Source organism: Falsiroseomonas ponticola, from assembly GCF_016805305.1.
GTDB lineage: Bacteria > Pseudomonadota > Alphaproteobacteria > Acetobacterales > Acetobacteraceae > Falsiroseomonas > Falsiroseomonas ponticola.
In genome coordinates this window covers 320,202-344,274 of record NZ_JAERQN010000002.1, presented here as the reverse complement: position 1 = coordinate 344,274, position 24,073 = coordinate 320,202, and the positions used below count along the sequence as shown (strand labels likewise).

At 73.2% G+C, this 24,073-nt stretch carries 25 protein-coding genes; 15 read left to right on the top strand and 10 right to left on the bottom strand.

The genetic code is table 11. The annotated features are described in order from the left end of the window. Window positions 1-63: 63 nt before the first annotated feature. The 3 genes from JJI54_RS09145 (at window position 64) to JJI54_RS09135 (ending at window position 4,279) form a co-directional block, all read left to right on the top strand. Entirely contained in the window at window positions 64-2,013 is a 1,950-nt protein-coding gene (locus JJI54_RS09145; protein WP_203072653.1) for an alpha/beta hydrolase domain-containing protein, read from the top strand. Window positions 2,014-2,072: 59 nt separating this feature from the next. After that, a complete protein-coding gene (locus JJI54_RS09140; protein ID WP_203072652.1) occupies window positions 2,073-2,777 on the top strand; it encodes a DUF3047 domain-containing protein in 705 nt (234 codons plus the stop codon). Between the two features lie 62 nt (window positions 2,778-2,839). Next, a complete protein-coding gene (locus tag JJI54_RS09135) occupies window positions 2,840-4,279 on the top strand; it encodes an MFS transporter (RefSeq protein ID WP_203072651.1) in 1,440 nt (479 codons plus the stop codon). A gap of 3 nt (window positions 4,280-4,282) precedes the next feature. Here the strand turns inward: JJI54_RS09135 and JJI54_RS09130 are convergent, their stop codons facing one another. Beyond that, on the bottom strand, window positions 4,283-5,254 hold the full coding sequence (locus JJI54_RS09130; protein ID WP_203072650.1) for a Bug family tripartite tricarboxylate transporter substrate binding protein: 972 nt from the start codon (window positions 5,252-5,254) through the stop codon (window positions 4,283-4,285). A gap of 137 nt (window positions 5,255-5,391) precedes the next feature. Between JJI54_RS09130 and JJI54_RS09125 the strand changes: the two genes are divergently transcribed. Continuing rightward, the gene (locus tag JJI54_RS09125; RefSeq protein ID WP_203072649.1) at window positions 5,392-6,330 is read left to right on the top strand and encodes an isocitrate lyase/PEP mutase family protein; all 939 of its coding nucleotides are present in this window, start codon (window positions 5,392-5,394) and stop codon (window positions 6,328-6,330) included. A 45-nt stretch (window positions 6,331-6,375) separates the two neighbouring features. On the opposite strand, the gene JJI54_RS09120 is transcribed toward JJI54_RS09125, so the two are convergent. Then, window positions 6,376-6,714 (bottom strand): chorismate mutase, encoded by a 339-nt coding sequence (locus JJI54_RS09120; protein WP_203072648.1) that lies wholly within the window; start codon window positions 6,712-6,714, stop codon window positions 6,376-6,378. 145 nt (window positions 6,715-6,859) lie between these two features. Between JJI54_RS09120 and JJI54_RS09115 the strand changes: the two genes are divergently transcribed. After that, window positions 6,860-8,959 carry an ATP-binding protein gene (locus JJI54_RS09115; protein ID WP_203072647.1) on the top strand — a complete coding sequence of 700 codons (2,100 nt, stop codon included), beginning with the start codon at window positions 6,860-6,862 and terminating at the stop codon, window positions 8,957-8,959. Window positions 8,960-8,977: 18 nt separating this feature from the next. On the opposite strand, the gene JJI54_RS09110 is transcribed toward JJI54_RS09115, so the two are convergent. The 3 genes from JJI54_RS09110 to JJI54_RS09100 all read right to left on the bottom strand — a co-directional run bounded on the left by JJI54_RS09110 (window position 8,978) and on the right by JJI54_RS09100 (window position 10,887). Further along, entirely contained in the window at window positions 8,978-9,910 is a 933-nt protein-coding gene (locus JJI54_RS09110) for an FkbM family methyltransferase (protein ID WP_203072646.1), read from the bottom strand. 93 nt (window positions 9,911-10,003) lie between these two features. Continuing rightward, window positions 10,004-10,219 carry a hypothetical protein gene (locus tag JJI54_RS09105; protein ID WP_203072645.1) on the bottom strand — a complete coding sequence of 72 codons (216 nt, stop codon included), beginning with the start codon at window positions 10,217-10,219 and terminating at the stop codon, window positions 10,004-10,006. A gap of 5 nt (window positions 10,220-10,224) precedes the next feature. Then, window positions 10,225-10,887, bottom strand: coding sequence for a dienelactone hydrolase family protein (locus JJI54_RS09100; protein WP_203072644.1), 663 nt, complete (start codon window positions 10,885-10,887; stop codon window positions 10,225-10,227). A 39-nt stretch (window positions 10,888-10,926) separates the two neighbouring features. Here JJI54_RS09100 and JJI54_RS09095 point away from each other — a divergent pair, with 39 nt between their 5' ends. Genes JJI54_RS09095 through JJI54_RS09085 form a run of 3 tightly spaced genes read left to right on the top strand, consistent with a single transcriptional unit; the run spans window position 10,927 to window position 12,741 of the window. After that, window positions 10,927-11,112 carry a DUF4169 family protein gene (locus JJI54_RS09095; RefSeq protein WP_203072643.1) on the top strand — a complete coding sequence of 62 codons (186 nt, stop codon included), beginning with the start codon at window positions 10,927-10,929 and terminating at the stop codon, window positions 11,110-11,112. 34 nt (window positions 11,113-11,146) lie between these two features. After that, the gene (locus tag JJI54_RS09090) at window positions 11,147-11,536 is read left to right on the top strand and encodes a YciI family protein (RefSeq protein WP_226381577.1); all 390 of its coding nucleotides are present in this window, start codon (window positions 11,147-11,149) and stop codon (window positions 11,534-11,536) included. Beyond that, window positions 11,533-12,741, top strand: coding sequence for a DUF6596 domain-containing protein (locus JJI54_RS09085; protein ID WP_203072642.1), 1,209 nt, complete (start codon window positions 11,533-11,535; stop codon window positions 12,739-12,741). Before JJI54_RS09090 ends, JJI54_RS09085 begins: the two co-directional genes overlap by 4 nt. On the opposite strand, the gene JJI54_RS09080 is transcribed toward JJI54_RS09085, so the two are convergent. Continuing rightward, window positions 12,728-13,072, bottom strand: coding sequence for a YciI family protein (locus tag JJI54_RS09080; RefSeq protein WP_203072641.1), 345 nt, complete (start codon window positions 13,070-13,072; stop codon window positions 12,728-12,730). The genes JJI54_RS09085 and JJI54_RS09080 overlap by 14 nt on opposite strands. Before the next feature lie 150 nt (window positions 13,073-13,222). On the opposite strand from JJI54_RS09080, the gene JJI54_RS09075 reads away from it, so the two are divergent. Then, window positions 13,223-14,359, top strand: coding sequence for an Acg family FMN-binding oxidoreductase (locus JJI54_RS09075; RefSeq protein ID WP_203072640.1), 1,137 nt, complete (start codon window positions 13,223-13,225; stop codon window positions 14,357-14,359). Next, the gene (locus tag JJI54_RS09070; RefSeq protein WP_203072639.1) at window positions 14,356-14,793 is read left to right on the top strand and encodes a MarR family winged helix-turn-helix transcriptional regulator; all 438 of its coding nucleotides are present in this window, start codon (window positions 14,356-14,358) and stop codon (window positions 14,791-14,793) included. Before JJI54_RS09075 ends, JJI54_RS09070 begins: the two co-directional genes overlap by 4 nt. Before the next feature lie 58 nt (window positions 14,794-14,851). Here JJI54_RS09070 and JJI54_RS09065 read toward each other — a convergent pair whose 3' ends face one another. Then, the gene (locus JJI54_RS09065) at window positions 14,852-16,285 is read right to left on the bottom strand and encodes an amidohydrolase family protein (RefSeq protein WP_203072638.1); all 1,434 of its coding nucleotides are present in this window, start codon (window positions 16,283-16,285) and stop codon (window positions 14,852-14,854) included. A 111-nt stretch (window positions 16,286-16,396) separates the two neighbouring features. Here JJI54_RS09065 and JJI54_RS09060 point away from each other — a divergent pair, with 111 nt between their 5' ends. Further along, on the top strand, window positions 16,397-17,920 hold the full coding sequence (locus JJI54_RS09060) for an ABC transporter substrate-binding protein (RefSeq protein ID WP_203072637.1): 1,524 nt from the start codon (window positions 16,397-16,399) through the stop codon (window positions 17,918-17,920). Window positions 17,921-18,024: 104 nt separating this feature from the next. On the opposite strand, the gene JJI54_RS09055 is transcribed toward JJI54_RS09060, so the two are convergent. The 3 genes from JJI54_RS09055 to JJI54_RS09045 are packed head-to-tail and all read right to left on the bottom strand — an operon-like array spanning window position 18,025 to window position 20,419. After that, the gene (locus tag JJI54_RS09055) at window positions 18,025-18,990 is read right to left on the bottom strand and encodes a Bug family tripartite tricarboxylate transporter substrate binding protein (RefSeq protein WP_203072636.1); all 966 of its coding nucleotides are present in this window, start codon (window positions 18,988-18,990) and stop codon (window positions 18,025-18,027) included. After that, on the bottom strand, window positions 18,987-19,385 hold the full coding sequence (locus tag JJI54_RS09050) for a RidA family protein (protein ID WP_203072635.1): 399 nt from the start codon (window positions 19,383-19,385) through the stop codon (window positions 18,987-18,989). The genes JJI54_RS09055 and JJI54_RS09050 overlap by 4 nt, the downstream gene beginning before the upstream one ends. Window positions 19,386-19,444: 59 nt before the next feature. Continuing rightward, window positions 19,445-20,419, bottom strand: a complete 975-nt coding sequence (locus JJI54_RS09045; protein WP_203072634.1) for an OmpA family protein — start codon at window positions 20,417-20,419, stop codon at window positions 19,445-19,447. 104 nt (window positions 20,420-20,523) lie between these two features. Here JJI54_RS09045 and JJI54_RS09040 point away from each other — a divergent pair, with 104 nt between their 5' ends. From JJI54_RS09040 to JJI54_RS09025, 4 genes are all read left to right on the top strand, one after another. Continuing rightward, on the top strand, window positions 20,524-20,952 hold the full coding sequence (locus tag JJI54_RS09040; protein ID WP_203072633.1) for a CoA-binding protein: 429 nt from the start codon (window positions 20,524-20,526) through the stop codon (window positions 20,950-20,952). A 166-nt stretch (window positions 20,953-21,118) separates the two neighbouring features. Next, window positions 21,119-21,817, top strand: coding sequence for a DUF2076 domain-containing protein (locus JJI54_RS09035; protein ID WP_203072632.1), 699 nt, complete (start codon window positions 21,119-21,121; stop codon window positions 21,815-21,817). Window positions 21,818-21,921: 104 nt separating this feature from the next. After that, window positions 21,922-22,770 (top strand): LysR family transcriptional regulator, encoded by an 849-nt coding sequence (locus tag JJI54_RS09030; RefSeq protein ID WP_203072631.1) that lies wholly within the window; start codon window positions 21,922-21,924, stop codon window positions 22,768-22,770. A gap of 80 nt (window positions 22,771-22,850) precedes the next feature. Continuing rightward, on the top strand, window positions 22,851-24,071 hold the full coding sequence (locus tag JJI54_RS09025; protein WP_203072630.1) for an MFS transporter: 1,221 nt from the start codon (window positions 22,851-22,853) through the stop codon (window positions 24,069-24,071). Window positions 24,072-24,073: the final 2 nt, after the last annotated feature.

Genomic DNA, 24,073 nt, shown 5'->3' with positions numbered 1-24,073 from the left:
CCCGTTGCATCGCCCGGCGCGCTGCGCGAGCCTTCCCCCAACTCAGGGGAAGGAAACCGGTCCATGAAGCGTGTCCTGCTCGGCGCCGTCGCGCTCGCGGCCCTGTCGCCCGCCGCGATGGCGGAGGTGGTGCGGTTCGAGCTGACGGGCCCGCCGCGCCCCGCCTTCGAAGGCCAGGCCTTCGGCGCCGCCGGCCCCTATATGGAGATCCGCGCCCGCGCCACCATCGCGCTGGATCCCGCCGATCCGCGCAACGCCGTCATCGCCGATATCGACCGCGCGCCGCGCAACGCCGAGGGGCGGGTGGAGGCCACGGCGGATGTCATCATCCTGCGCCCCGCCGACCTTGCCCGCGGCAACGGCACGCTGCTGGTGGAGCCGCCGAACCGCGGCCGGCGCATCGTCACGCAGGTGCTGAACGACAGCTCCGCCGCCGGCACGCCGCGGCTGGAACAGGCCGCCGATGCCGGCAATGGCTGGACCTTCCGCCAGGGCATGACGCTCGCCTGGGTGGGCTGGCAGGGCGACTGGACGCCGGGCCAGGGCATGAAGGTGCAGGTGCCGCGCATCACCGGCATCACGGGGCCGTCGCGGGAGGAGTTCGTCTTCGACAACACGACGAACCCGGCCATCGGCCAGCTCACCTATCCCGTCGCCGATCCCGCCAGCATCACCCTGACGGTGCGCGCACGGCAGGAGGACCAGCGCCAGACGCCGGCCGGGCTGGCCTGGCGCCTGCTGGAGGGCGACCGGATCGAGATCACGCGCCCCGCCGGCTTCGATGCCGGCGCCATCTACGAACTCACCTACACCGCGCGCGATCCCCTCGTGCTCGGCATGGGCTTCTCCGCGTTCCGCGACGTCACGGCCTTCCTGCGGCGGGACGGCAGCGATGCCAATCCGCTGGCGGCGAATGGGCGCAGCACCGTGACGGCGACGCTCGGCATGGGCATCTCCCAGTCCGGCCGCTTCCTGCGGGACTACCTGCATCTCGGCTTCAACGAGGATACGCGCGGCCGCCCGGTCTTCGATGGCCTGGTGGCGCATATCCCGGGCAGCCGGCGCACCTTCATGAACACGCGCTGGGCGCAGCCCGGCCGGAACCCTTCCGACCACACGGATCGCCTCTACGCCGCCGACCAGTTCCCCTTCACCTACGCGACCACGACGGATCCGCTGACCGGCGCGCGGGATGGGCTGCTGCGGCGCTGCCGCATCTCCAACACCTGTCCCCGCGTCTTCCAGACCGATAGCGAGTTCGAGTTCTGGGGCGCGCGCGGGTCGCTGACCTACACGGACCCGGCGGGGCGGCATGTGGACCTGCCGCCGGAGGTGCGGGGCTACATGATGACCGGCCATCCCCACTACGCGGTGGCGGAGGCGGTCGCGAACCGCAACCCGATGTGCCAGATGCCGATGAACCCGCTGCAGGCCGGGGCCCCCACCCGCGCCCTGGTCGCGGCGCTGGAGGCCTGGGTGCGCGAAGGCGCGGAGCCCCCGGCCAGCCGCGTGCCGATGGTGGCGCATGGCACGCTGGTGCCCGCCGCCGCCTATCCCGCCATCCCCGGCATGCCGCGCCTGACGTCCTGGACGCCCGCGCCGCTGCTGGACACCACGAAGAACCCGCCGGTGGTGATCGGCAGCTACCCGATCCTCTTCCCCCGCGTGGATGCGGATGGCAACGCCATCGGCGGGCTGCGCACGCCGGTCATCGAGGCGCCGCGCGCCACCTATACCGGCTGGAACCCGCGGAGCGCCGGCTTCGGGGAAGGCGCGCTCTGCACCAACCAGGGCGGCGTGATCCCCTTCGCGGCGACGCGGGCGGAACGCCAGGCCGCGGGCGATCCGCGCCCCTCCCTCGAGGAACGCTGGCCGGACCAGGCCGCCTATGTCGCCGCCGTGCGCGCCAGCGCGGAACGGCTGCAGGGCGAACGCCTGCTGCTGGCGGAGGATGCGCGGGCCATCGTGGCGGCGGCGGAGGCCGGCACGCTGGCGCGCCTCGCGCCGCGGTAGCGCGGATTACGATCTGTTCACTCTTGTTCGCCGGTCCGGGATCGCGCAGATGAGGGGGGATGGATCGCCGCCTAGCCGCCCTGGCCCTGCTGCTGGCCGCGCCCCTGCTCGGGGCCGCGGTCTCCCCGGGGCGCACCCAGGCGGAGGTGGAGGCGCTGGGCTGGCGGAAGATGGAATGGCACGGCATCCGCCCGGCCGATTTCAGCGCCACGCCCGGCGGCGGCATCCGCGTGCGCGGGCGGGGCGAAGGGGGCTTCGTCTTCCGCCCCCTCTCCGGCGCCGCCACCTGCCTCGCCTGGCGCTGGCGCGTCGATGCGGGGCCGCCGGTCACGGACCTGACCCGGCGCGGGGGGGATGACCGGGCGCTGGCGATTTCCGTCGGCTTCACCGAATTCGGCCCAGCCGTCAGCTTCGTGACGCGCACCCAGCACGCGGTGGCCCAGGCCAGCGCCGGCGACCACCGCCTGCCGCGCAGCGTGCTGAGCTATGTCTGGGGCGGCACGGGGCGGGAGGCGACGGCCGGAACCTTCTTCGCCAGCCCCTGGACCGGCGCCATCACCCGCATCCGCGTGCTCCGCCCGGCCGAGGCGCCGCGCGGGCAATGGGTGGAGGAACGCGTGGACCTGGCCGCCGATTGGCGCCTGGCCTTCGGGGGCGGGGAGGTGCCGCCGCTGCAGGAGGTGGTGATCTCCTCCGACACCGAGGATAGCGGCGCGGCGGTGGATGCGCAGGTCGAGAACATCCGCCTGGTGCCCTGCCGGTAGCCGCCATGGAACCGCCGGACGCCGCGGGCGGTTGATGCGACCGGGTAAGGGAGGCCCGGCGCATGCGAGACGGTTCCAGCTTCGAGACGACGGTCCCCGCCCGGCTGGACCGCCTGCCCTGGGACCGCTTCCACACCCTGGTCTGCGTGGCGCTCGGCGTCACCTGGATCCTGGATGGGCTGGAGGTCACGCTGGTGGGCAGCCTGGCCCCGGCCATCGCCGCCAGCCCCAGCCTGCGGCTGACGGAAAGCGAGGTGGGGCTCATGGCCTCCGCCTATCTGCTGGGCGCCGTGCTGGGGGCGCTCGGCTTCGGCTGGGCGACGGACCGGCTCGGGCGGAAGAAGCTCTTCACCGCCACCGTCGCGGTCTACCTGCTGGCGACCATCGCCACCGGCTTCGCCTGGGATTTCTGGTCGCTGGCCTTCTTCCGCTTCCTGACCGGGGCGGGGATCGGCGGCGAATACGCGGCGGTGAACAGCGCCATCCAGGAACTGATCCCGGCCAGGCGGCGCGGGCAGACGGACATCGTCATCAACGGCACCTTCTGGGCGGGCGGCGCCATGGGCGCCGTGATCGGCCTGGTGGTGCTGAACCCCGCCGTGGTGGATCCCGAGATCGGCTGGCGCGCGGCCTTCATCGTCGGCGGCGCGCTGTCCTTCGTCATCCTGCTGCTGCGCCGCTACATCCCGGAAAGCCCGCGCTGGCTGATGACGCATGGGCGGCCGGAGGAGGCGGAGCGCATCGTCAGTGAGATCGAGCGCGGCGCCGAATCCCGCCACGGCCCCCTGCCGCCGCTGCAGCACGGCCCGATCCGCCTGCATCCCCGCGACCATATCGGCATCGCGGAGGTCGTCGGCATCATGTTCCGCCGGCACCGGGACCGCAGCGTGCTGGCGCTGGTGCTGATGGCCTGCCAGGCCTTCTGCTACAACGCGATCTTCTTCACCTATGCCCTGGTGCTGACGCGCTTCTACGGCGTCGCGAACGAGCATGTGGGCTGGTACATCCTGCCCTTCGCCATCGGCAACCTGATGGGGCCGCTGCTGCTGGGAAGGCTGTTCGACACGGTCGGGCGACGGCCGATGATCACCCTGACCTATGGCCTGGCCGGCGTGCTGATGGCGATCACCGGCTTCGCCTTCGCGCAGGGGTGGCTTTCCGCCACCAGCCAGACCGCCTGCTGGACGGTGATCTTCTTCTTCGCCTCCGCCGCGGCCTCCGCCGCCTATCTGACCGTGGGCGAGGCCTTCCCGCTGGAGATGCGCGCCATGGGCATCGCCGTCTTCTACGCCTTCGGCACCGGCATCGGCGGCGTGGTCGGCCCCGCCCTGTTCGGCTGGCTGATCGAGGGCGGGCAGCGCGTGGACATCATGTGGGGCTACCTGCTGGGCGCCAGCCTGATGATCCTGGCCGCCATCACCGAATGGCGGCTGGGCTTCGCGGCGGAGGGGCGATCGCTGGAGGAGGTCAGCGAGCCGGTTTCCGCCCGCGCCAGGCCCTGACCCTCAATCCACCTTCACATCCGCCGCCCGCACCACGCCGGCCCATTTCGTGATCTCGCTGCGGATGAAGGCCGCGAAGTCGGTGCGGTTGAGGAAGGTGGCGGTGAAGGCCTGGTCGGCCACGCGGGCCTGGAAATCGGGCTGGCGCAGCACACCCTCCACCGCCTGCTCGATCCGCGCGGCCTGCGCATCCGGCAGCCCCCGGGGCCCGAGCAGGCTGATCCAGCCCACGGATTCGTAGCCCGCGACCCCCTGCTCCGCGATGGTCGGGACCTCCGGGAAGAAGGGTGAACGCTCCCTGGACGTCACGCCGATGGCGCGCACGCGGCCGCTCCGCACCAGGTCCGTCACCGCCGCCAGCGTGTCCGACATGAAGGGCACCTGCCCCGCCACCAGGTCGGCCAGCGCCGGGCCCGATCCGCGATAGGGCACATGCGTCAGGTCCGTGCCCGTCAGCGTCTTGAACAGCTCCACATTCAGGTGCTGCGTCGTGCCGTTGCCGGAGGAGGCGTAGAAGATCCCGCCCGGATTGGCCCTGGCCCGCGCGATCAACCCCTGGATGTCGCGCACCGGGAAGTCGTTGTTGACGATGAAGAGCTGCGGCACGCTGGCGATCAGTGCGATCGGCGTCAGGTCGCGCAGCGTGTCGTAGCCGAGGCGCGGGAAGAGGCTGCCCGCGATGGTGGTCGGCCCGCTGCCGCCCATCACGACGGTGTTGCCATCCGGCGTGGCATTGGCCGCGTATTCCATGCCGAGCGTGCCGCCGGCGCCGGGCCGGTTCTCCACGATCACGGGCTGGCCGAGCGGGCCCTGCAGCCGTTCCGCCAGCAGGCGCATCAGGATGTCGCTGCCCTGCCCCGGCGGGAAGGGCATGATGATGCGCAGCGCGCCGCGGCCCTGGGCCATTGCGGTGCCAGTGGCGAGGCCGGGCAGCGCGAGGGTCGTGGCGGCGATCAGCAGGCGGCGGGTGGGCATGGGCGGCGGCGTCCTTGCAGGCGGGTGCGGCGCAGCATGGACCCAAGCCGCGCCGTCGCAAAACCGGGAAAGCGCCTGTCTTCCGCGCGGCTGCCCGCGCGACTAGCTTGCATCCCAGCCCTTCCGGAGAGAACGCCATGCCCGAAGCCCCCCTGCCCGCCGGCCCCACCTTCCCGATCGGCCTGGCGGAGACCGCCGGCCGCAACCGGCGGCTCCGCGAACTCCTGGCCGGCCCCGACCTCTTCCTCGCCCCCGGCGCCTTCGATTGCGTCGGCGCGCGTCTGGTGGAGGCCTCCGGCCATGCCTGCCTCTACATCACCGGCGCCGGCATCTCGATGAGCGCGCTGGGCGCGCCCGATGTCTCCGCCCTGTCCTTCGGGGAGATCCTGGACCGCATCCGCCGCATCTGCGACGTCGTCTCCATCCCCGTCATCGCCGATGGCGACACGGGCTATGGCGGGCCGCTCAACGTCATCCGCACCGTGCGCGAATACGAACGCGCCGGCGTCAGCGGCATCCAGATCGAGGACCAGGAATGGCCGAAGAAGTGCGGCCACGAACCCGGCCGCAAGCTCGTCTCCACGCATGAGATGTCGATGCGCATCAAGGCGGCGGTGGAGGCCAGGCGCGACCCCGACTTCGTCGTCATCGCCCGCACCGATGCCCGAGCGGGCGAGGGGCTGGAAGCCGCGATCGACCGCGCCCGCGCCTATCGCGCCGCCGGCGCCGACGTGATCTTCGTGGAAAGCCCGCAGAGCGAGGCGGAACTCGCCGCGGTCGGCCGCGCCTTCCCGGACGTGCCGCTGCTGGCCAACATGGTGGAGGGCGGCAAGACGCCGATCCTGCCCGCCGCCCGTCTCCAGGAACTCGGCTTCCGGCTGGCGATCTACCCGAATGCGCTGACGCGCCTCTTCGCCAAGGCGGGGCTGGAGGTGCTGGCCTCGCTGAAGGAGACGGGGTCCTCCAACGCCACGGCCGGGCGGATGCTCAGCCATGGGGAGCTGTGGACGCTGTTCGACAACGCCACCTGGCGGGGGCTGGAGGATCGCTACATGGGCACGAACACGAAGGTCTGACGTGCCCGGGCGGGGGGCGTCAGGCCCCCTGCCGCTCCCGCGGCCCTAAGCGCCACGCCGCTCCCTGGCGATCTCCCCGTGCTGGCGCACCACCTCCGCCATCACGCCCCGGATGAAATGCTCGGCGAAATCGGCGTCGAGGCCCGCGCGCTCCGCCATGCCGCGCAGCTTCGCGACCTGCGCTTCCTCCCGCGACGAATCCACGGGCGGCAGGCGGTGCACCGCCTTCAGCACGCCCACCTCCCGCGTCACGCGGAAGCGCTCGGCCAGCATGTGAACCAGGGCGGCGTCGATGTTGTCGATGCTGCGGCGCAGTCGCCAGAGATCCTCCGGGACGGCTTCCCCCGCGGGTGCGGCGGCAGCGGGGACGGAATCATGGGGCATGGGCGCTCGGCCGTCTTTCCTGGCATTCGTCGGGCCCGCAAAGAACGCCGCCGGCGCCCGGAAGGCAAGGGTGGCCCCCGCGCGCCCGTGAATCGGCGCGGCTAACGGACGAGTCACAGGAAGGGACCTAAGGATGCGTCCCTTCATGGCCCAGACAGGCACCCTGCCCCGGAGACGGCGATGGTCGGCATTCCTTGCCGGCTGCGCGGGGCTGTTCGCCCTGCTGCTGCTGTGGTCGGGGGCGGAGGCGATCGGCGACCATGTGGAGGCCGATGCGCTGGAAGCCGCCGAACAGCGCGCCGGCGCGATCGCGGAGGCAGCGAGCCAGTTCGCCCAGCGCGCCCTGGCCGCGGCGCGGGACGCGCAGCTGCTGGCCGGCCATTGGGCCGCCCATCGCGCGCCAGGGGATTCCGCCATCCAGGCGGAGGTCGCGGCCCTGCTGGCCCGGCACATCGCCGATTCGGCCGGCGCCATCGCCCGCATCGCCATCGTGGATGCCGCGGGCGCCGTGGTCTGGTCCTCCGCGGGGGGCGGGGGGTCGGTGGCGGACCAGCCCTGGTTCCAGGCCCGGGCGGCCGGGCCGCGGGTGAACCCGACCCTCGGCGAGGCCCCGGCCGATGCCCCCCTGCCCGGCTGGAGCATCCCCGTCTCCGCCCGGATCGAGACCGCGGAAGGCGGCTTCGGCGGCATGGCCGTGGTGGCGCTGGACAGCGCCGGGCTGGCCGCCTCCCTGGCCGCGCTGGCCCCTCGCCCCGGCGAGGTCGCGGCCATCCTGCGGCGAGAGGGGGATCTGCTGGCCGGCAGCGCGCAGGCGGCGCGGCTGGCGGGCCGCCTGCTGCTCGACGGGCGCGACCCCGCGCCGCGGGGGGAGGAGGCCATCGCGATGCGGGGCCTGAGCCCGCTGAGCGGGGAGGAGGCGATGCTGGCCCTGCGCGCCGTGCCGGGCGGCAGCCTGCTGGCGATGGGCTCCGTCGCGCTGGGGCCGGACCTGGCCCAGGCGCGGAAGGTGCATGGCTGGGCGCGGGTGGCGGCGCTGGTGGCCTGGGCGGTGCTGGTGCTGCTGCTGCTGGCCGGCTTCGCCGTGCTGCGCGGGCGGGGGGACCGGCGGCGGCTGGAAGCGCAGCAGGCCGGGCGGGCGGAGATCGAGCGCCTGCTGGCAGGGCTGCCCGCCATCGTCTTCCTGCGCGAAGTCGGGCCGGATGGCCTGGCGCGGCACCTCTACCGCAACGGCGACAGCGCGGCGGTGTCCGGCTGGCCGGAGGATGCGCTGCCCCGCCTGCAGCCCTGGGCCCGGCTCGCCGACCCCGAGACGGATTTCGAGACGCTGTACCAGCGCGCCCTGGCGGAGGGGCAGGCCGTGATGGACTGGCGCATGCGCCAGCCCGATGGCGGCTGGGCCTGGATGCGCACGACGCTGCGTCTGCTGGAACGGCTGCCGGAAGGGCGCGGCCTGGTGGTGGGCTACATCGTCAACATCACCGCCGAACGCGCGGCGGAAGCGCGCGCGCTGGCCTCCTCGCGCCTCGCCTCGCTGGGGGAGATGGGGGCGGGGCTGGCGCATGAGCTGCGCCAGCCGCTGACCGCCATCTCGCTGGCCGCCGGCGTGGCCGTGATGGCGGCCAAGCGCGGCGACATGGACCGCGTGCTGGCGCGGCTCGATCGCATCCAGGACCAGGTGAAGCGCGGCTCGGCCATCATCGACTACCTCCGCCGCTTCGCCCGCGGGCAGGAGGAAGCGGATGCCCTGGCCCCGGTGCGGCTGGCGGATGCGGTGGACGGCGCGCTGGCGCTGTGCGGCGGCGCGCTGGCGGAAGCGGGGGCGGAGGTGCTGGTCACGCTCGGCCCGCCGGCGCCGGTGGTGCTGGGCCATGCGGTGCCGGTGGAGCAGGTGCTGGTCAACCTGCTGTTCAACGCCCGCGATGCGCTGGACACGCGCCCGCCCGGCGCGCCGCGGCAGATCACCATCACCGCGACCATCGAGGACGGCATCGCGCGGCTGGCGGTGGCGGATACCGGCGGCGGCATCCCCCATGCGGTGATGGGCCGGATCTTCGAGCCCTTCGTCACCACCAAGGGCCCGGATCGCGGCGCGGGGCTCGGCCTGTCCATCTGCCACGGCCTCATGCGGTCCATGGGCGGCGGGATCACGGCGGAGAATACCGGGGCGGGGGCGCGCTTCACCCTCTCCCTGCCCGTGGCGCCGGAGGGGGTCGGGGAGGGCATGGTGGAGGCGGCGGCGGAATAGCCCGGGGCCGGGCCGCCCTCAGATCCGCGCGCGGCGGGTCAGCACCAGCCGGGTGTCGCCGGGCCGGGCCAGCACGGCCTCCAGCCGCACCGGGGCCACGCGGGTGTCGGCCCGCAATTCCCGCAGCAGGAAGCGGGCGGCGATGGCCTGCAGCAGGCCGGCGCCATCGCCGAGGCGCGCGGGGCTGAATTCCATCAGCACCAGGATGTCGGGGCTGCGGTCCAGCAGGGCCTGCATGCCCTCCCACACCGCCTCCTCCGCCCCCTGCACGTCGATCGTCACCACATCCACGGCGCCCGGCACGAGGTCATCGAGCGCCAGCGTCGGCACCTCGACCTCCACCATCCCGTCCTGGCCCGTCACGGTACCGGGCGGCAGCAGGCGGCCATGCCTGGGGTCGGCGGGGTCGAGGCGGAGGCGCCGCACCTCCCCGCCCCGGTCGCTGGCGGCGGCCTGGTGCAGCGTGGCGCGGCCGGCCAGCCCGTTCAGGGCCAGGCTGCGGGCCGCGAGCGCGAGGAGGGCCGGGTTCGGCTCCACCGCCACCACCGCGCCCTCGGGGCCCAGGAGGTCGGCCATCAGCAGCGTGAGCAGCCCGAGATTGGCGCCGACATCGATGGCGACCTGCCCCGGCCGCAGGGTCCGCGCCAGGAAGGCGACAAGGGCATAGTCCCAGAAGCCATCCAGCATCAGCCGCGCGGAGAGGCCGAGGTCCCGCCCATCCACCAGCATCGGGTAGCGGCCGAGCGCGCGGCACAGCACGCTGCCATCGGGCAGCGGGACCGCCCGGGCCTGGGCGCGGATCAGGGCCTGCATGCCGACCCGGCGCCAGGGGCTTGCGTAATCCTCCGGCTCCAGCCGGTGCATGGCCTGGCCGGCGGCCAGGGGCCGGCGGCGCTGGCGACGGCCATGGATGCGGCTGGCACGGGCGACCAGCCAGGCAAGGGGTCCCACCGCCCGCGGCCTCAGGGCCCGATGGCGCCGCGCGGCGGGGCCGGGAAGGCGGGCGCCGGATGGCCCGTGCCGGTCACGCCGCCGCCACCCCGGTCACTCCCGGTTCTCGATCGAGACGCCGGGGTCGCCCGGCGCCGCCGCGCCTTCCCGCCGCCGGCGGCGGATGAAGACCGGCACCAGCACCACCACCACGGCCAGCAGGGCGATGACCCAGATGGGATAGGTCGCCTGGTCCGACCGCCCGGACCAGATCGGCATCATCACCAGCAGGAAGAGGCAGCAGGCGGCGGTGACGTAGTAGCCGACCACCCGCGTCAGCCCAGGTGCTTCGCGAAGAAGTCGAGCGTCCGCTTCTCCGCCACCGCCGCGTCGTCGGCCTTGTAGGAGGCGCGGTCCTCGCAGCCAAAGCCGTGGCCCGCGCCCTCATAGACGAAGATCGCGATGCCGGGCTGCGCGGCGCGGATCGCCTCCACGTCGCTCATCGGGATGGAGGCGTCGAGGCTGCCGAAATGGAGTTCGACGGGGCAGGACGGCTTCTCATCCTTCGTGCCGGCGATGCCGCCGCCATACCAGCCGCAGGCCGCCTTGAAGCTGGTGCTGCGCGTCGCGCCCCACCAGGCGACGGTGCCGCCCCAGCAATAGCCGACGATGCCCTTGGCGGCGCCCGCGGGCAGGGCGGCGGCGGCGGCCTCCACATCCAGCATCGGGCCATCGGCCGGCACCTTCGCACGCAGGTCGCGGCCGCGCGCCACGTCATCGCCGGTGTAGCCCAGCTCGACCCCCCGCTCGACGCGGTCGAACAGCGCGGGGGCGATGACGGCGTAGCCCTGCTTCGCGAAATCGTCGCAGATGCGGCGCATGTGGCGGTTCACGCCGAAGATCTCCTGCACCACCACCAGCGCCTTCTTCGCATCGGCGGGGCCGGCCTTGTAGGCGGCGAAGCGGTGGCCGTCGGCGGCGGTCAGCTCGATCATCATGGCGTTTCTTCCGTTCCTGCGTCGCGGTATCCTGCCCCCATGGCCGAGATCGTCAACCTCAACAAGGCCCGGAAGGCGGCGCGGAAGCGGGAGGAAGCGGCGGAGGCCGCGGCCAATCGCGTGAAGCATGGCCGCACGGGGGCGGAGAAGCTGAACGACCGGCGGGAGGAAGCGCGCCGCCGCGCCCTTCTGGATGGCGCGAAGCGCGACGGGAAATCGACCTAGCCCCTGTCGAAACGGCGCCTCCCCCCGCGTCATCATGCCGGCGCCGACCGGGCGCCGCGACGAGGATGGGAAGACCGCCATGCAGGTGATGCTGCTGATCCATGCCGATGAGACCGCCTGGCCCCGCATGAAGGAGGCCGAGCGCAACGCCGCCATGGCGGCCTATGGCGCCTATACGGAGGCGCTGCGCGCCGCCGGCGCGCTGGTGAACGCCAACCGGCTGATGCCGGCCGCCACGGCGCATACCGTGCGGCTGGTGGATGGCGCGCCGCAGGTGCTGGACGGCCCCTATGCCGAGACGCGGGAGCAACTGGGCGGCTACTACCTGATCGAGGTGCCGGACATGGCCACCGCGCTGCGCTGGGCCGCGCGCTGCCCCGGCGCCGGCCATGGGGTGGTGGAGGCCAGGCCCGTGATGGCGTGACCGCGGCCTCGCTCGCCGCCGAACGCGCGGCGCGGGACAGCTATGGCCGGCTGCTGGCCTGGCTGGCGGCGCGGGGGCGGGACATCGCGCAGGCGGAGGATGCGCTGGCCGATGCCTTCGCCGCCGCGCTGGCCACCTGGCCGCGGGACGGCGTGCCGGACCGTCCGGAAGCCTGGCTGCTGACCGCGGCGCGGCGCCGGCTGCTGGACGGCCATCGCCGCCGCGCCACCGCCAGCGCGGCGGAGCCCACGCTGCGCCACGCCGCACTGCTGGCGGAGGAGCCCGAGCCCGACGCCATCCCGGACCACCGCCTGGCGCTGCTGCTGGCCTGCGCGGCGCCGGAGGTGGAGCGCGCGGCGCAGGCGCCGCTGATGCTGCAGGTGGTGCTGGGTCTGGATGCCGCGCGCATCGCCTCCGCCTTCCTGGTCTCCCCCGCCGCCATGGGCCAGCGCCTGGTGCGGGCGAAGCGGCGCATCGCCGCCAGCGGCGCCCGCTTCGCCCTGCCGGGGCGGGAGGGGGTGGCGGCGCGGCTGCCCGCGGTGCTGGACGCGATCTACGCCGCCTATGCCGCCGGCGCGCAGGACCAGGCCGATGGCGGCGCCCTGGCCGGGGAAGCGCTGTGGCTGGCCCGCATCGCCGCCGCGCTGGCACCCGACCAGGCGGAGGCGGCAGGGCTCGCCGCGCTGCTGCTGCACCTGGAAGCGCGGCGCCCGGCGGCGCGCAACGGCGCCGGCCGCTACGTGCCCCTCTCGGACCAGGATGTCAGCGCCTGGGACGGGGCGATGCAGGCGGAGGCGGAGGCGCTGCTGCGCCGGGCCTTCGCGCTGGGCGCGCCAGGCCGCTTCCAGTGGGAAGCCGCGGTGCAATCCGTGCACGCCGCGCGGCGGGTGACGGGCCGCACCGACTGGCCATCCATCCTGCTGCTCTACGACGCGCTGCTGGCCGCGACCGGCAGCCCCGTGGTGGCCCTGAACCGCGCCGTGGCGCTGGCGGAGGCCGAGGGCGTGGCGGCGGGGCTGGCGGCGCTGCGGGCGCTGGGCGCCGATGGGCGGCTCGTGGGCTACCAGCCCTTCTGGGCGGCCATGGCCGCGCTCGCGGCCCGCGCCGGCGAGGCGGCGGAGGCCGAGGCGGCCCGGCTGCGCGCCGCGGGGTTGGCGACGGACCCCGCGGTGCGCGACTTCCTGCTGCGCCTCAGCCCATCATGACGAGATGGGGGCGCAGCTCAATGGTGCCGAGCGCCGCGGCGGGGCAGCGCGCGGCCCAGGCCTTCGCCGTCTCCAGGTCCGGGACCTCCAGCGTGAAATAGCCGCCGAGCTGCTCGCGCGTTTCGCTGTAGGGGCCATCGAGCACGCGGTCGCCGTGGATGAGCGTCGCCGTCTCCGGCCCCTGCAGCCCGGCGCCACCCTGGACGAAGCCGGTCTGCGCCAGGGCATCGGCATAGGCCTTCCAGGCGCCCCAATAGGCGGGCGCGCGGGCGGGGTCGGTGCGCGCGGCGACATCCTCGGGCGCTTCGTGGATCAGCATCGTGACCTTCATGGCGGGGCCTGTCCTGTCTCGGCGCGCGGAATGGCGCGTCCGGCAGCATGACGGGCAAGGGGGCCGGATTTCGACAGCGGCGCGAAAAGAGTTGCATTTGTTCGTCGTCGAACCATATTGTTCGATGTCGAACATACTGGAGAAAACCCGATGCCCCTTCCCCGTCGCCTGATGCTCTCCGCCGGCCTGGCCGGCCTTGCCCTGTCCCGCACCGCGCAGGGGCAGGTCGTGACCGCCGGCGATCCGGCCGCCCCCTGGGCCGCCGCGCCGCTTGCCGCCGCGCATCCGGACCCGCGGGTGCGCGCCCTGGCCTGGGCGGTGCTGGCGCCCAACCCGCACAACCGGCAGCCCTGGATCGCGGAGCTGCCGGATGGGGCACCGGGGACGGTGGTGCTGCGCTGCGACCTCGACCGGCGGCTGCCGGTGACGGACCCCTTCGACCGGCAGATCACCATCGGCCTCGGCGCCTTCGTGGAGCTGTTCCGCATGGCCGCCGCGCAGCAGGGCTTGGCCGCGGAGGTGACGCCGTTTCCGGAAGGCGAGCCCCGGCCGAGGCTGGATGGACGGCCGGTCGCGCTGATCCGCCTGGCGCCGGGCGGCGTGGCGGATCCGCTTTTCGCCCATGCCGCCGCGCGGCGTTCGGTGAAGCGGCCCTTCGACATGGCGCGGCCGGTGCCGGAGGCGGCGCTGGCGGTGCTGGCGGCCGCCGTGACCAGCGGCTTCGGCGCCGCCACCGACCCCGCCCGCGTCGCCGCCATCCGCGACCTGGCCTGGCGCGCCTGGCTGGTCGAGGCGCGGGACGAGGCGGCGCATCGGGAGAGCGTGGACCTCATGCGGCTCGGCGCCGCCGCCGTGGCCGCGCAGCCCGACGGGATCAGCCTCTACGGGCCCGGGATCGAGGAGGGGGTCGCATCGGGCCAGGTCACGCGGGCGGCGATGCTGCCCGGCCGGCCGGGCTACGGGATGATGGTGGAGCGCTACCAGGCCATGCTGGCCGCGACCCCCGCCTATGTCTGGACGACGAGCCCGGGCGACAGCCGGGCGGAGGCTTTCGCGGCCGGGCGGGACTGGCTGCGGCTCAACCTGGCCGCCACCGGGCTCGGCCTGTCCCTGCACCCTGTCAGCCAGGCGCTGCAGGAGTTTCCGGCGATGGCGGGCCCCTATGCGGAGGCGCGGGCGATGCTGGGGGGTGGGGGCGTGGTGCAGATGCTCGGGCGGCTGGGCTATGGTCCTGCGGTGCCGGCGACGCCGCGTTGGCCGGTCGAGACAAGGATACGCCGCGCGTGAGTGATCCGCCGCTCTTCGCCCTGTTGAACGAGGTCTCGATCATCGAGCATCTCGCGCGCAACAGGCTGGAGCGGGCGTTGCCGGAGGGGCTGCGCGTGTCGCATTTCGTGGTGCTGAACCACCTGGTGCGGATGGGCGATGGGCGCAGCCTGGTGAGGATTGCGCGGGCCGTGCAGGTGGAGCGCCCCGCCATGACCAACACGATCCAGAAGCTGGAGGCGCGGGGCCTGGTACGGCTGGAGCCCGATCCGCGGGATGGCCGCGGCAAGCTGGTGTTTCTTACGCCGGCCGGCCGTGCCGCGCGGGAGGAGGCGGTCGCGATCGCGCAGGCGGCGGTGGCCCCGGTCGCCGGCGACGTGTCCGTCGCCGAGATCGAGATGGTGCTGCCCGTCCTCCGCCGTTTGCGCGCCGCCCTGGACCGCGCCCGCGACTGAAGGCGGGGTCCGGGGGGCGCCACGCCCCCCGGCGGGGGTACGGGGGCGGCGCCCCCGCTTACTGATACCGCGTCTTCTTCCAGAAGCTCTCCGGCGTGACGGCCATGTGGCGCATGCCGCTGCGGTCCAGCGCCAGCCCGATCTCCCGTGTCGCGTCGTCGAGGATGCTGTCCTCATCGACGGACAGCACGGTGCGTCCCGCCATGACGATGCGCCCGCCGACGATGACGGTGTCCACATCCGAGCCCACCGCGAAGCAGACGAGGCGATAGAGCGGCATGTCGCCGGGCCAGAGATGCGGCTTGCGGAGGTCGATGATGGCGATGTCCGCGCGCTTGCCGACTTCCAGGCTGCCGACCTCGTCGCCCATGCCGAGCGCGGCGGCGGCGTCGCAGGTGATCATCTCCAGCGCCTTGCCGGGCGGCAGGATCTTGGCGTCGCGGAAGTGGCGGCGGTGGTAGTGCATGGCCTGGAACATGTGGCGGAACATGTCGAAGCTGCGGTCGGGCGCGGTGCCGTCGGAGCAGATGGCGACGGTGGCGCCGGCATCCATCAGCTCGATCGCCGGGCAGCGGCCGATGATGGAGAAATTGGCGGAGGGGTTGTGCGCGACCTTGGTGCCTGATTCGGCGATGAGGGCGATCTCATCCTCGTGCAGGTCGATGCAGTGGGAGAGCAGCGCGTCGGGGCCGAGCAGCCCGGCTTCGGCCGCGGCGCGCACCGTCCCGCCCTTGTGGCCATCCTGCGTGAAGCCCACGCCGAGCCGCCGCGACAGCGCGCGCACCTGCTTCGCGGTGTCGTCGTATTGCGCGGCGACTTCCGGCGTCACGCCGGGGCGGCCGGAGAAGGCGACGGGCGCGCAGAGCATGACGCGGCTCATCGCGTTCGCGCGGTCATGCAGCGCGGCGGTCAGTTCCTCGCAGACCTGCAACTGGCGATCGAGCGTGACGGCGACGCTTTCGTGGCGGTCGCCGTCCCAGCGATAGAAGGTGTTGGGATAGGGCGGGGGCGAGGCGCCGGGGCAGATCACGTGCCGCACGCCGACGCGGCGATAGCCCGCCGCATGCGCCATCGCATGCGCGGGATCATCGGTGCGCGATCCATAGGCGCCGAAGATCGACAGGCTGGTGGTGACGCCGGCCTTGAGCCGTTCCAGCGCCGCGAGCGAGCCATCCGCGCCCCAGAAAGCGGGCGTGGCACCGCGGGGATAGATCGCCTCCACCGCCTCCGTCCATTTCGCGCTGTCGCCGCCGCCGAGCGTCTTCACGAGCGTGTGACCGGCATGCGCATGGGCGTCGATCAGGCCGGGCAGCACGGCCTTGCCCTTGGCACTGAGTTCGGGCGCGCCGGGGAAGCGCGCGCGCAGGGCGGCGGTGTCGCCGATGGCGGCGATGCGGCCGGCCTCGATCAGCACGGCGCCGCCTTCGATGACGCGGCGATCCGCATCCATCGTCACGACCAGCCCATCCACCACCAGCAGCCGATCCGTCATGGTCCGCCCTTCCGTTTTCCCTTGCGCGAAGCCTAGCATCGGATGACGTCAGGGAAAGGACCGGGGGCGATGAGGATGCGTCGAACGTGGGTTGCGGGATTGGCATCGGCGATGCTCGCCCTGCCGGTGGCGGCGCAGGAGGTGCGGATCGGCTATGGCGCGGCCGTCACCTCCGTCGATCCGCATTTCCATGCGCTGACCAGCAACGTCGCCATCCACCAGCACATCTACCAGGCGCTGGTCGGGCAGGATGAGAAGCTCGGCCTGAAGCCGGAACTGGCCACGGCCTGGCGCGCCATCGACCAGACCACCTGGGAATTCACGCTGCGGCGGACCGCGCGCTGGCATGACGGCACGCCCTTCACCGCGGCGGATTTCGAACCCAACATCCACCGCGTCGCCAATGTGCCGAACAGCCCCGGGCGCTTCACCATCTACACGCGGCGCATCAACCGCGTGGAGATCGTGGACCCGCACACGCTGCGCCTGCACACCGACGGGCCCCATCCGCTTCTGCCGAACCAGATGGCGGGGCTGATGCTGGTGCGTGGCAGCGATCGCGATTCCTCCACCGCCGACTTCAACAATGGCCGCGCCGCCATCGGCACCGGGCCCTATCGCTTCCGGTCATGGACGCCGGGCAGCCGCTTCGAGCTGACGCGCAACGACGAGTATGACGGCGCGAAGGAACCGTGGGAGCGCGTCAATTTCCTGCTGATCACCAACACGGCGTCGCGCGTCGCGGCGCTGCGCGCGGGCGATGTGCACCTGATCGACCAGGTGCCGACGGATGAGGTCGCGGGGCTGTCGCGGGATGCGAACCTCGCCGTCTTCTCCATCCCCGGCGTGCGCAACATCTACCTCTATGTGGACCAGGCGCGGGAGCGCACGCCGGGGGTCACGGACCTCGCGGGCAATGCCATCGACAACCCGCTGCGGGATGTGCGGGTGCGCCGCGCCCTCTCGCTCGCCATCAACCGGGACGGCATCGTGCGCGCGGTGATGAACGGCCAGGCCGTGGCGTCGGGGCAGCTGCTGCCGGCCGGCGTGATGGGGCACGACCCAGCGCTGCGCCCCGATCCCTTCGACCCCGAACGCGCGCGGCGCCTGCTGGCGGAGGCCGGCTATCCGCAGGGCTTCCAGATCGTCCTTGGTGGGCCGAACGATCGCTACATCAATGATGACCGCGTGCTGCAGGCGATCGCGCAGGGCTGGACGCGGGCGGGGCTTCGCGTGCGGGTGGAGGCGCAGCCCTCCGCCACCTTCTTCGGCCGTGCCGCGCGCAACGAGTTCAGCGTGGGGCTGCTGGGCTGGGGCACCGGCACGGGGGAGCCCGACAGCCCGCTGCAATCCCTGATCGCGACGAACGAACCCAGCCGCGGCTGGGGCGCCGTGAACCGCAGCGGCTATTCCAGCCCCCGCCTCGACCAGGTGCTGGCGCAGGCGCTGCAGACGCTGGACCCGGCAGCGCGGGAGCCGCTGTACCAGCAGGCCACGCGCATCGCGATGGAGGACCTCGCCATCATCCCGCTGCACCACCAGGTGAACATCTGGGCCGCGCGGCGGGGCTACACCTACAATGCGCGGAACGACGAGCGGACGATGGCGACGGAGTTGCGGCCGGCCGCGCGGTAGAATTCGGGGAAGGCGCTGCCTTCCCCGGACCCCATCCGCCAGGGGGCAGAGCCCCCTGGACCATCATCAGTTGAAGGGGGAGCAGCGCTCCCCCTTCGGACAGATCAATCCGCCGTCGCCCCACTCGCCCGCACGATCGGCGCCCAGCGCGCGATCTCGCTGCGGATGAAGGCACCGAACTCCGCCGGCCCGCCGTCGAGCACCTGCATCCCCTGCCCCGCCAGCCTCTCCCGCACCGCCGGCACCTCCAGCGCCGCGCGCGTCGCCGCGTTGATCTGCTCGATGACCGGGGCCGGCGTCCGCGCCGGCGCCACCAGCCCGAACCAGGCCGTGACGTCGAAGCCCGGCAGGCCAAGCTCCGCCAGCGGCTTCACCTCCGGCCAGCTCGCCATCGGCCGCAGCCCCGACAGCCCGATCGGCCGCAGCCGCCCCCCCTGCGCCATGCCGAGCGCCGCGGGCACGGAGGCGAAGGTCATCGTGGTCTGCTGGCCGAGCACCGCATTGATGCTCTCCGGCGCCGATCGGAAGGGCACATGCGTCAGCCGCGTGCCCGTCATCTGTTCCAGCACCGCGCCGCCGAGATGCTGCGACGTGCCCGACCCGCCGGAGGAGTAGGTCAGCTCCCCCGGCCTGGCCCGCGCCGCGGCGACGATGTCCTGCACCGTGCGATAGGGGCTGTCGGGATGCACCACCAGCACATTGGGGCTCGTCGCCGCCAGGGTGATCGGCGCGAAATCCGCCACCGGATCGAAGGGCATCGTGCGATACAGCGCTGGGTTGATGCCATGCGTGGAGACCGTCGCCATCAGCAGCGTGTGGCCATCCGGATCGGCGCGCTTCACCACCTCGCCCGCGATGTTGCCGCCGGCGCCGGGCCGGTTCTCCACCACCACGGATTGGCCAAGCCGCCGCCCGAGTTCATCCGCCAGCGCGCGCGTCAGGATATCGGCGGCCGATCCCGCGCCGATGGTGACGATGATGCGGATGGGGCGCGCCGGGAAGGATTGCGCGCGCGCCGCGCCGGCCATCACCAGCGCCGGCGCAGCCAGCAGAAGGGCGCGGCGGTTCATGGCACCACCCCGATGCCCTGGATCTCCACCACGATGCCCGGCCGCGCAAAGGCGCTGACCGTCAGCAGCGCGCTGCACGGGAATCTGCCCCCCGGGAAATGCTCCGCCCGCAGCTTCACCAACTGGTCGCCATGGCGGGGGTCGAGGATATAGACCGTGGTCCAGACGAGGCTCGACAGGTCGCCGCCCGCGCGCCGCAGCGTGCGGTCGATCAGCGCGTAGCAGGTGCGCACCTGCTTCTCGAAATCCCAGTTGATGTCGTTGCCGTCCAGGTCCTGCGTCGCGGTCTGGCCGGAGAGCCAGACGGTGCGGCCGCCGGAGGTGATGACGGCGGGGGAGAAGGCGCGGGATTTCTGGAAATCCGTGCCCTCAAGGTGTTCGACGACCAGGCTCATGACGCTCCCTCTCGGATCGGTACGGGAAGCGTGCAACCGATTGCCGGGCGAGGGAAGGGCTACCGCTTCACGATCTCCACGCGCCGGTTCTGCTGCCGGCCCGCATCATTGTCGTTGCTCGCGACCGGCGCCGCCATGCCGGCGCCGAAGGGCGTGAGCCGCCCGCCCGCGATGCCCCAGTCCCGCGTCAGCGCCGCCACCACCGCCTGGGCACGGCGGGTGGAAAGCGCGACGTTGTAGTCGAAGGCGCCCTGGCCATCCGTATGCCCGGCGACGACGACGTTCATCGCGGGGTTGGCGCGCAGGAACTTCGCGATCTCCTCCAGCGTCGGGCGGGACGCGGGCAGGATCTCCGCGCTGTCGAAGCCGAACTGGATGCCATAGAGCGCGACGCGCCCCGTGCGCTCCACCGCCTGCTGCATGGCGGAGGCATCGACGAAGGTGATGCGCCCGCCCTGCATCGGCCGGCTTTCCACCACATCCACCAGCACCTGCGTCCGCTGCCCCTGCGCCACCGCCAGGATCGCGACATGCACATCGCCCTCCGGCCGCGCCAGCCTGGCCAGCGTGTAGAGCTGGTTCTCCCAGCCCGGCGCCAGGCCCGGCCCCGGGCCCTGTACGCCCTCCACCACCGCGAACCAGAAATCGGACCGGTCGCCGCATTCCTGGGCGCGGCAGGCGAAGATCGTCTCGAAGCCGCCCGCCGCCAGCTTCTCCTGGTGGTTGCGCATGACCTCGAGCGGCGATCGCCCCTCCGGCCCCTCATAGCGAAGCCGGAAGGCGCGGCCGGAGACGGGGGTGGAATTGCGGTCATTCACGCGCGACCCCGTCTCCCGCGTGTCGCGGCCGAAGACGGGGCGGTTGATCATGCGGAACTCGTCATAGTCCCGCGCGCGGTAGTGGCGGATGAAGGACCCCTCGTAGCGCCCGACCAGCGGATGGTCCCGCCCGCCGGCGACATCGGGTGCCGGGCGCGGCTGCGCGGCAGCCGGGGTGGCAAGCAGCAGGGCGGCGAGGAGCAGGAGCAGGCGCATGCGGCATCATTCCGCGCGCGGCGGAAACCGGGCAATCGCGGCATTGTTTCATCCGCTTCGCGGCCACCCTTCCCGGCCCGCGGCGAAGGGCGCAGAACACCGCCATGACGACGACCGACGACACCATCCGCGACCTGCTGCTGAAGACCCGGCGCATCGCCGTGGTCGGCGCCTCCGACCGGCCCGACCGGCCGAGCCACGGCGTCCTCGGCTTCCTGCTGGCGCGGGGCTATGAGGCGACGCCGGTGAACCCGACCCTGCCGGGCCAGGCGATCCAGGGCCGCCCGGTGGCCGCCCGCCTGGCCGATGCCGCGCCGCTCGACATGGTGGACATCTTCCGCCGCAGCGCGGAAGCCGGCGCCGTGGTGGATGAGGCGATCGCCCTCGGCGCCCGCTCCGTCTGGCTGCAGCTCGGCGTGGTGGACGAAGCGGCGGCGGCACGGGCACGGGCGGCGGGGCTCACGGTGGTGATGGATCGCTGCCCCGCGATCGAATGGCGGCGGCTCGGCCTGCCGGCCCGGATCGGTCCCTGAACCGTCACGCTTCGATACGCCCTCCCCCGCTTGAAAACGGGCCCCCGCTGGGCCACCTTCGGCGGCAGGTTACATGCCGGTAAGGTGAAGCGGGCAACCCGCCGGCCCCACCCCGCCCGCCCGGACCGCCCCGCGGCCGGCCTTCCTGACAGGGAACGAGAGAGACATGACGGACGAGGAACGCCGGATCATCACCGGCTATGTGGAGCGGGTGAGCGGCGCGGCGAACGCGGCGCCGGCGCGCCCGGCCTCGCCCTGGGGCGCGTTCGGCGGCCAGCAGCAGCAGGCCACCCCGCCGCTGCCCCCGGTGGACCGGGAAGCCGATGCGCTGATCGCGGACCTGTTCAACCGCTACCCGGAAGCGCGCTACCGCATCACCCAGACCGCCTTCGTGCAGGAGCACGCGCTGGTCGAGATGCAGAACCGCATCCAGCAGCTGGAGTGGGAGCTGGAGAACGCCCAGCGCCAGGGCCAGGCGGCGCAGAACCGCGGCATGTTCGGCGGCATGTTCGGCGGCGGCGCGCGCCCCGCGCCGATGCCGCCCCGCCCGCAGCCGCAGTATCCGCCGGGCTACAACCCGGCCGCCATGCAGCAGGGCGGCGGCCGCGGCTTCCTCGGCACCGCGATGATGACGGCGGTCGGCGTCGCGGGCGGCCTGATGCTGGGCAATGCGCTGATGTCCGCCTTCGGCGGCGGCGCGGCGCAGGCGGCGGCCCCCACGGCCGGCGATGCGGCGGGCGCCTCCCCCTGGACGGATCCGGGTGCCGCGGCCAGCGACGCGCCCACCTATGGCGACGACGCCCAGGCCTATGACAATGGCGGCTACGAGGACGCCGGCGGCGGCGGCTACGACGAGGAGATCTGATCGCCCCGGCGATCGGTGAGGGGCGCGGCGGGGCAACCTGCCGCGCCCTTTTTCATGCGCGCCCTTCATTGATCGCCCCGGATCCATTGGCGATATTGAAGGGAATGCGGATACCGGACCTCGACCTCGACCTGCTGCGCTGCTTCGTCACGGTGGCGGAGCAGGGCGGCTTCACCGCGGCCGGCACCGCGCTCGGCCTGACCCAATCCGCCGTCTCGCTCAAGATCAAGCGGCTGGAGGATCTGGTCCGCCGCCCCGTCTTCCAGCGCACCAGCCGCCGCGTGGCCCTGACGCGGGAGGGGGAGACGCTGCTGGCCTATGCGCGCCGCATGCTGGCCCTGAATGACGAGGCCGTGCGCCGCCTGGTGGCGCCCCCCGTCGCGGGCAGGCTGCGGCTTGGCGTCGCCGATCATTTCGTCCCCCGCAGCCTGGCCCCCATGCTGGCCCGCTTCGCCACCACCTATCCCGAGGTGCGGCTGGAGGTGGAGGTGGGCCGCAGCCACGAACTCCGCGCCAAGCAGGCGCGCGGCGGGCTCGACCTGGTGCTGGGCAAGCGGCGGGATGGGGAGACGGCCGGCGTCGCCATCTGGACGGAGACGGTGGTCTGGGCCGCGGCGCCGGACTGGCAGCCGCCGGGGGGGCGGCCCCTGCCGCTCGCCCTGCTGCCGGAAGGCTGCATGTTCCGCGAACGCGCCCTGGCCGCCCTGGCGCGGGCGGGGCTGGGGTTCGAGGCCGTCTTCACCTGCGACAGCCTGCTGGGCCTGGCCGCCGCCGCCCAGGCGGGCTTCGCGCTGACCGTGCTCGGCCGCAGCGGCTTCCCCCCCGGGCTGCGGGAGGTGCCGGGCCTGCCGCCGCTCGGCGTGGTGGAGATGGCGGTCTTCGGCGACGAGACCGGCCGCAGCCAGGTGGTGGCGCCGCTGGTCGGGCTGATCCGCGACAGCCTGCGGGAGTAGGGGCAGCCCTGCGCGCGTGGCGATTGACCGCGCGCGGGGGCGCGGCGCAGCGTGGCGCGCGAGACCCGGAGCCACCCCGCATGCAGGCCGACGCCGCCGACCACCCCCATCACGATGCCCGGGTCCTGGCGCTGATCGGCACGGGCCACTTCCTCAGCCATTTCTACATGCTCTGCCTGCCGCCGCTCTTCCTGGTGTGGCAGGCGGAATTCGGCGTCTCCTTCGCCACGCTCGGCCTCGCGGTCGCGCTGATGGCGGCCGTCACGGCGGCGCTGCAGACGCCGGTGGGCTTCCTGGTGGACCGGCATGGCGCCATGCCCTTCCTGCTGGGCGGCGTGCTGCTGATGGCGCTCTCCATCGCCGCCATGGCCTTCGCGCCGGGCTACTGGGCCATCCTGCTGCTGGCGATCCTGTCCGGCGTCGGCAATTCCGTGATCCACCCCGCGGACTATGCCATCCTCGGCGCCTCCATCCACCCGTCCCGCATCGGCCGCGCCTTCGCCATGCACACCTTCACCGGCAATCTCGGCTTCGCCGCCGGCCCGCCGGTGGTGGCGGCCATGCTGCTGGTGATGGATTGGCGCATGGTGCTGCTGCTGCTGGGCCTGGCCGGCGTGCCGGTGGTGCTGGCCATCCTGTGGCAAGGGCGCATCCTGAAGGACCAGGCGAAGCCCAAGGACCGCAAGGCCGGGCCCGGCGGGCGGGAATTGCTGCTCTCCCGCCCCATCCTGCTGTTCTTCGCCTTCTTCCTGCTCTCCTCCATGGCGGGCAGCGCCATCCAGGCCTGGTCCATCACGGTGCTGGGCAAGCTCTGGGGCACGCCGGTGGCGGTCGCCTCCCTCGCGCTGACGGCCTACATGGTGGGCGCCACGGGCGGCACGCTGGTGGGCGGCTGGTTCGCGGACAAATCCACGCGCCACCTGGTCTTCGTGGTGTCCACCACCATCGCCTCCGCCGCGCTGCTGCTCTCGCTCGGCCTGGTGCCGATGCCGGAATGGCTGCTGCCGGCGGTCGCCGCCGCCTCCGGCCTGCTGATGGGGTCGTCGCGCACGCCGCGCGACGTGATGCTGAAGAACGCCATCCCACCCGGCCAGATGGGCAAGGTCTTCGGCTTCGTCTCCTCCGGCCTGCCGCTGGGTGGCGCCATCACGCCGGTGCCCTTCGGCTGGCTGATCGACCTCGGCCTCGCCTGGCTGGTCTTCCCGCTGGCGGCCGCGCTGCTGGTGGCGTCGCTGTTCTGCATGGGCAGCGCCCAGGGCGCGGCGATGCGCGCCCGCGCCATGCCCGTGGCGGCGGAATAGGC

Excerpts from the sequence above, each read along its gene's own strand:
- JJI54_RS09145 (WP_203072653.1), top strand. The coding sequence starts at position 64 with ATGAAGCGTGTCCTGCTCGGCGCCGTCGCGCTCGCGGCCCTGTCGCCC.
- JJI54_RS09140 (WP_203072652.1), top strand. The coding sequence starts at position 2,073 with ATGGATCGCCGCCTAGCCGCCCTGGCCCTGCTGCTGGCCGCGCCCCTG.
- JJI54_RS09135 (WP_203072651.1), top strand. The coding sequence starts at position 2,840 with ATGCGAGACGGTTCCAGCTTCGAGACGACGGTCCCCGCCCGGCTGGAC.
- JJI54_RS09130 (WP_203072650.1), bottom strand. The coding sequence starts at position 5,254 with ATGCCCACCCGCCGCCTGCTGATCGCCGCCACGACCCTCGCGCTGCCC.
- JJI54_RS09125 (WP_203072649.1), top strand. The coding sequence starts at position 5,392 with ATGCCCGAAGCCCCCCTGCCCGCCGGCCCCACCTTCCCGATCGGCCTG.
- JJI54_RS09120 (WP_203072648.1), bottom strand. The coding sequence starts at position 6,714 with ATGCCCCATGATTCCGTCCCCGCTGCCGCCGCACCCGCGGGGGAAGCC.
- JJI54_RS09115 (WP_203072647.1), top strand. The coding sequence starts at position 6,860 with ATGGCCCAGACAGGCACCCTGCCCCGGAGACGGCGATGGTCGGCATTC.
- JJI54_RS09100 (WP_203072644.1), bottom strand. The coding sequence starts at position 10,887 with ATGATGATCGAGCTGACCGCCGCCGACGGCCACCGCTTCGCCGCCTAC.
- JJI54_RS09095 (WP_203072643.1), top strand. The coding sequence starts at position 10,927 with ATGGCCGAGATCGTCAACCTCAACAAGGCCCGGAAGGCGGCGCGGAAG.
- JJI54_RS09090 (WP_226381577.1), top strand. The coding sequence starts at position 11,147 with ATGCCGGCGCCGACCGGGCGCCGCGACGAGGATGGGAAGACCGCCATG.
- JJI54_RS09080 (WP_203072641.1), bottom strand. The coding sequence starts at position 13,072 with ATGAAGGTCACGATGCTGATCCACGAAGCGCCCGAGGATGTCGCCGCG.
- JJI54_RS09075 (WP_203072640.1), top strand. The coding sequence starts at position 13,223 with ATGCCCCTTCCCCGTCGCCTGATGCTCTCCGCCGGCCTGGCCGGCCTT.
- JJI54_RS09065 (WP_203072638.1), bottom strand. The coding sequence starts at position 16,285 with ATGACGGATCGGCTGCTGGTGGTGGATGGGCTGGTCGTGACGATGGAT.
- JJI54_RS09060 (WP_203072637.1), top strand. The coding sequence starts at position 16,397 with ATGCTCGCCCTGCCGGTGGCGGCGCAGGAGGTGCGGATCGGCTATGGC.
- JJI54_RS09055 (WP_203072636.1), bottom strand. The coding sequence starts at position 18,990 with ATGAACCGCCGCGCCCTTCTGCTGGCTGCGCCGGCGCTGGTGATGGCC.
- JJI54_RS09050 (WP_203072635.1), bottom strand. The coding sequence starts at position 19,385 with ATGAGCCTGGTCGTCGAACACCTTGAGGGCACGGATTTCCAGAAATCC.
- JJI54_RS09045 (WP_203072634.1), bottom strand. The coding sequence starts at position 20,419 with ATGCGCCTGCTCCTGCTCCTCGCCGCCCTGCTGCTTGCCACCCCGGCT.
- JJI54_RS09040 (WP_203072633.1), top strand. The coding sequence starts at position 20,524 with ATGACGACGACCGACGACACCATCCGCGACCTGCTGCTGAAGACCCGG.
- JJI54_RS09035 (WP_203072632.1), top strand. The coding sequence starts at position 21,119 with ATGACGGACGAGGAACGCCGGATCATCACCGGCTATGTGGAGCGGGTG.
- JJI54_RS09030 (WP_203072631.1), top strand. The coding sequence starts at position 21,922 with ATGCGGATACCGGACCTCGACCTCGACCTGCTGCGCTGCTTCGTCACG.
- JJI54_RS09025 (WP_203072630.1), top strand. The coding sequence starts at position 22,851 with ATGCAGGCCGACGCCGCCGACCACCCCCATCACGATGCCCGGGTCCTG.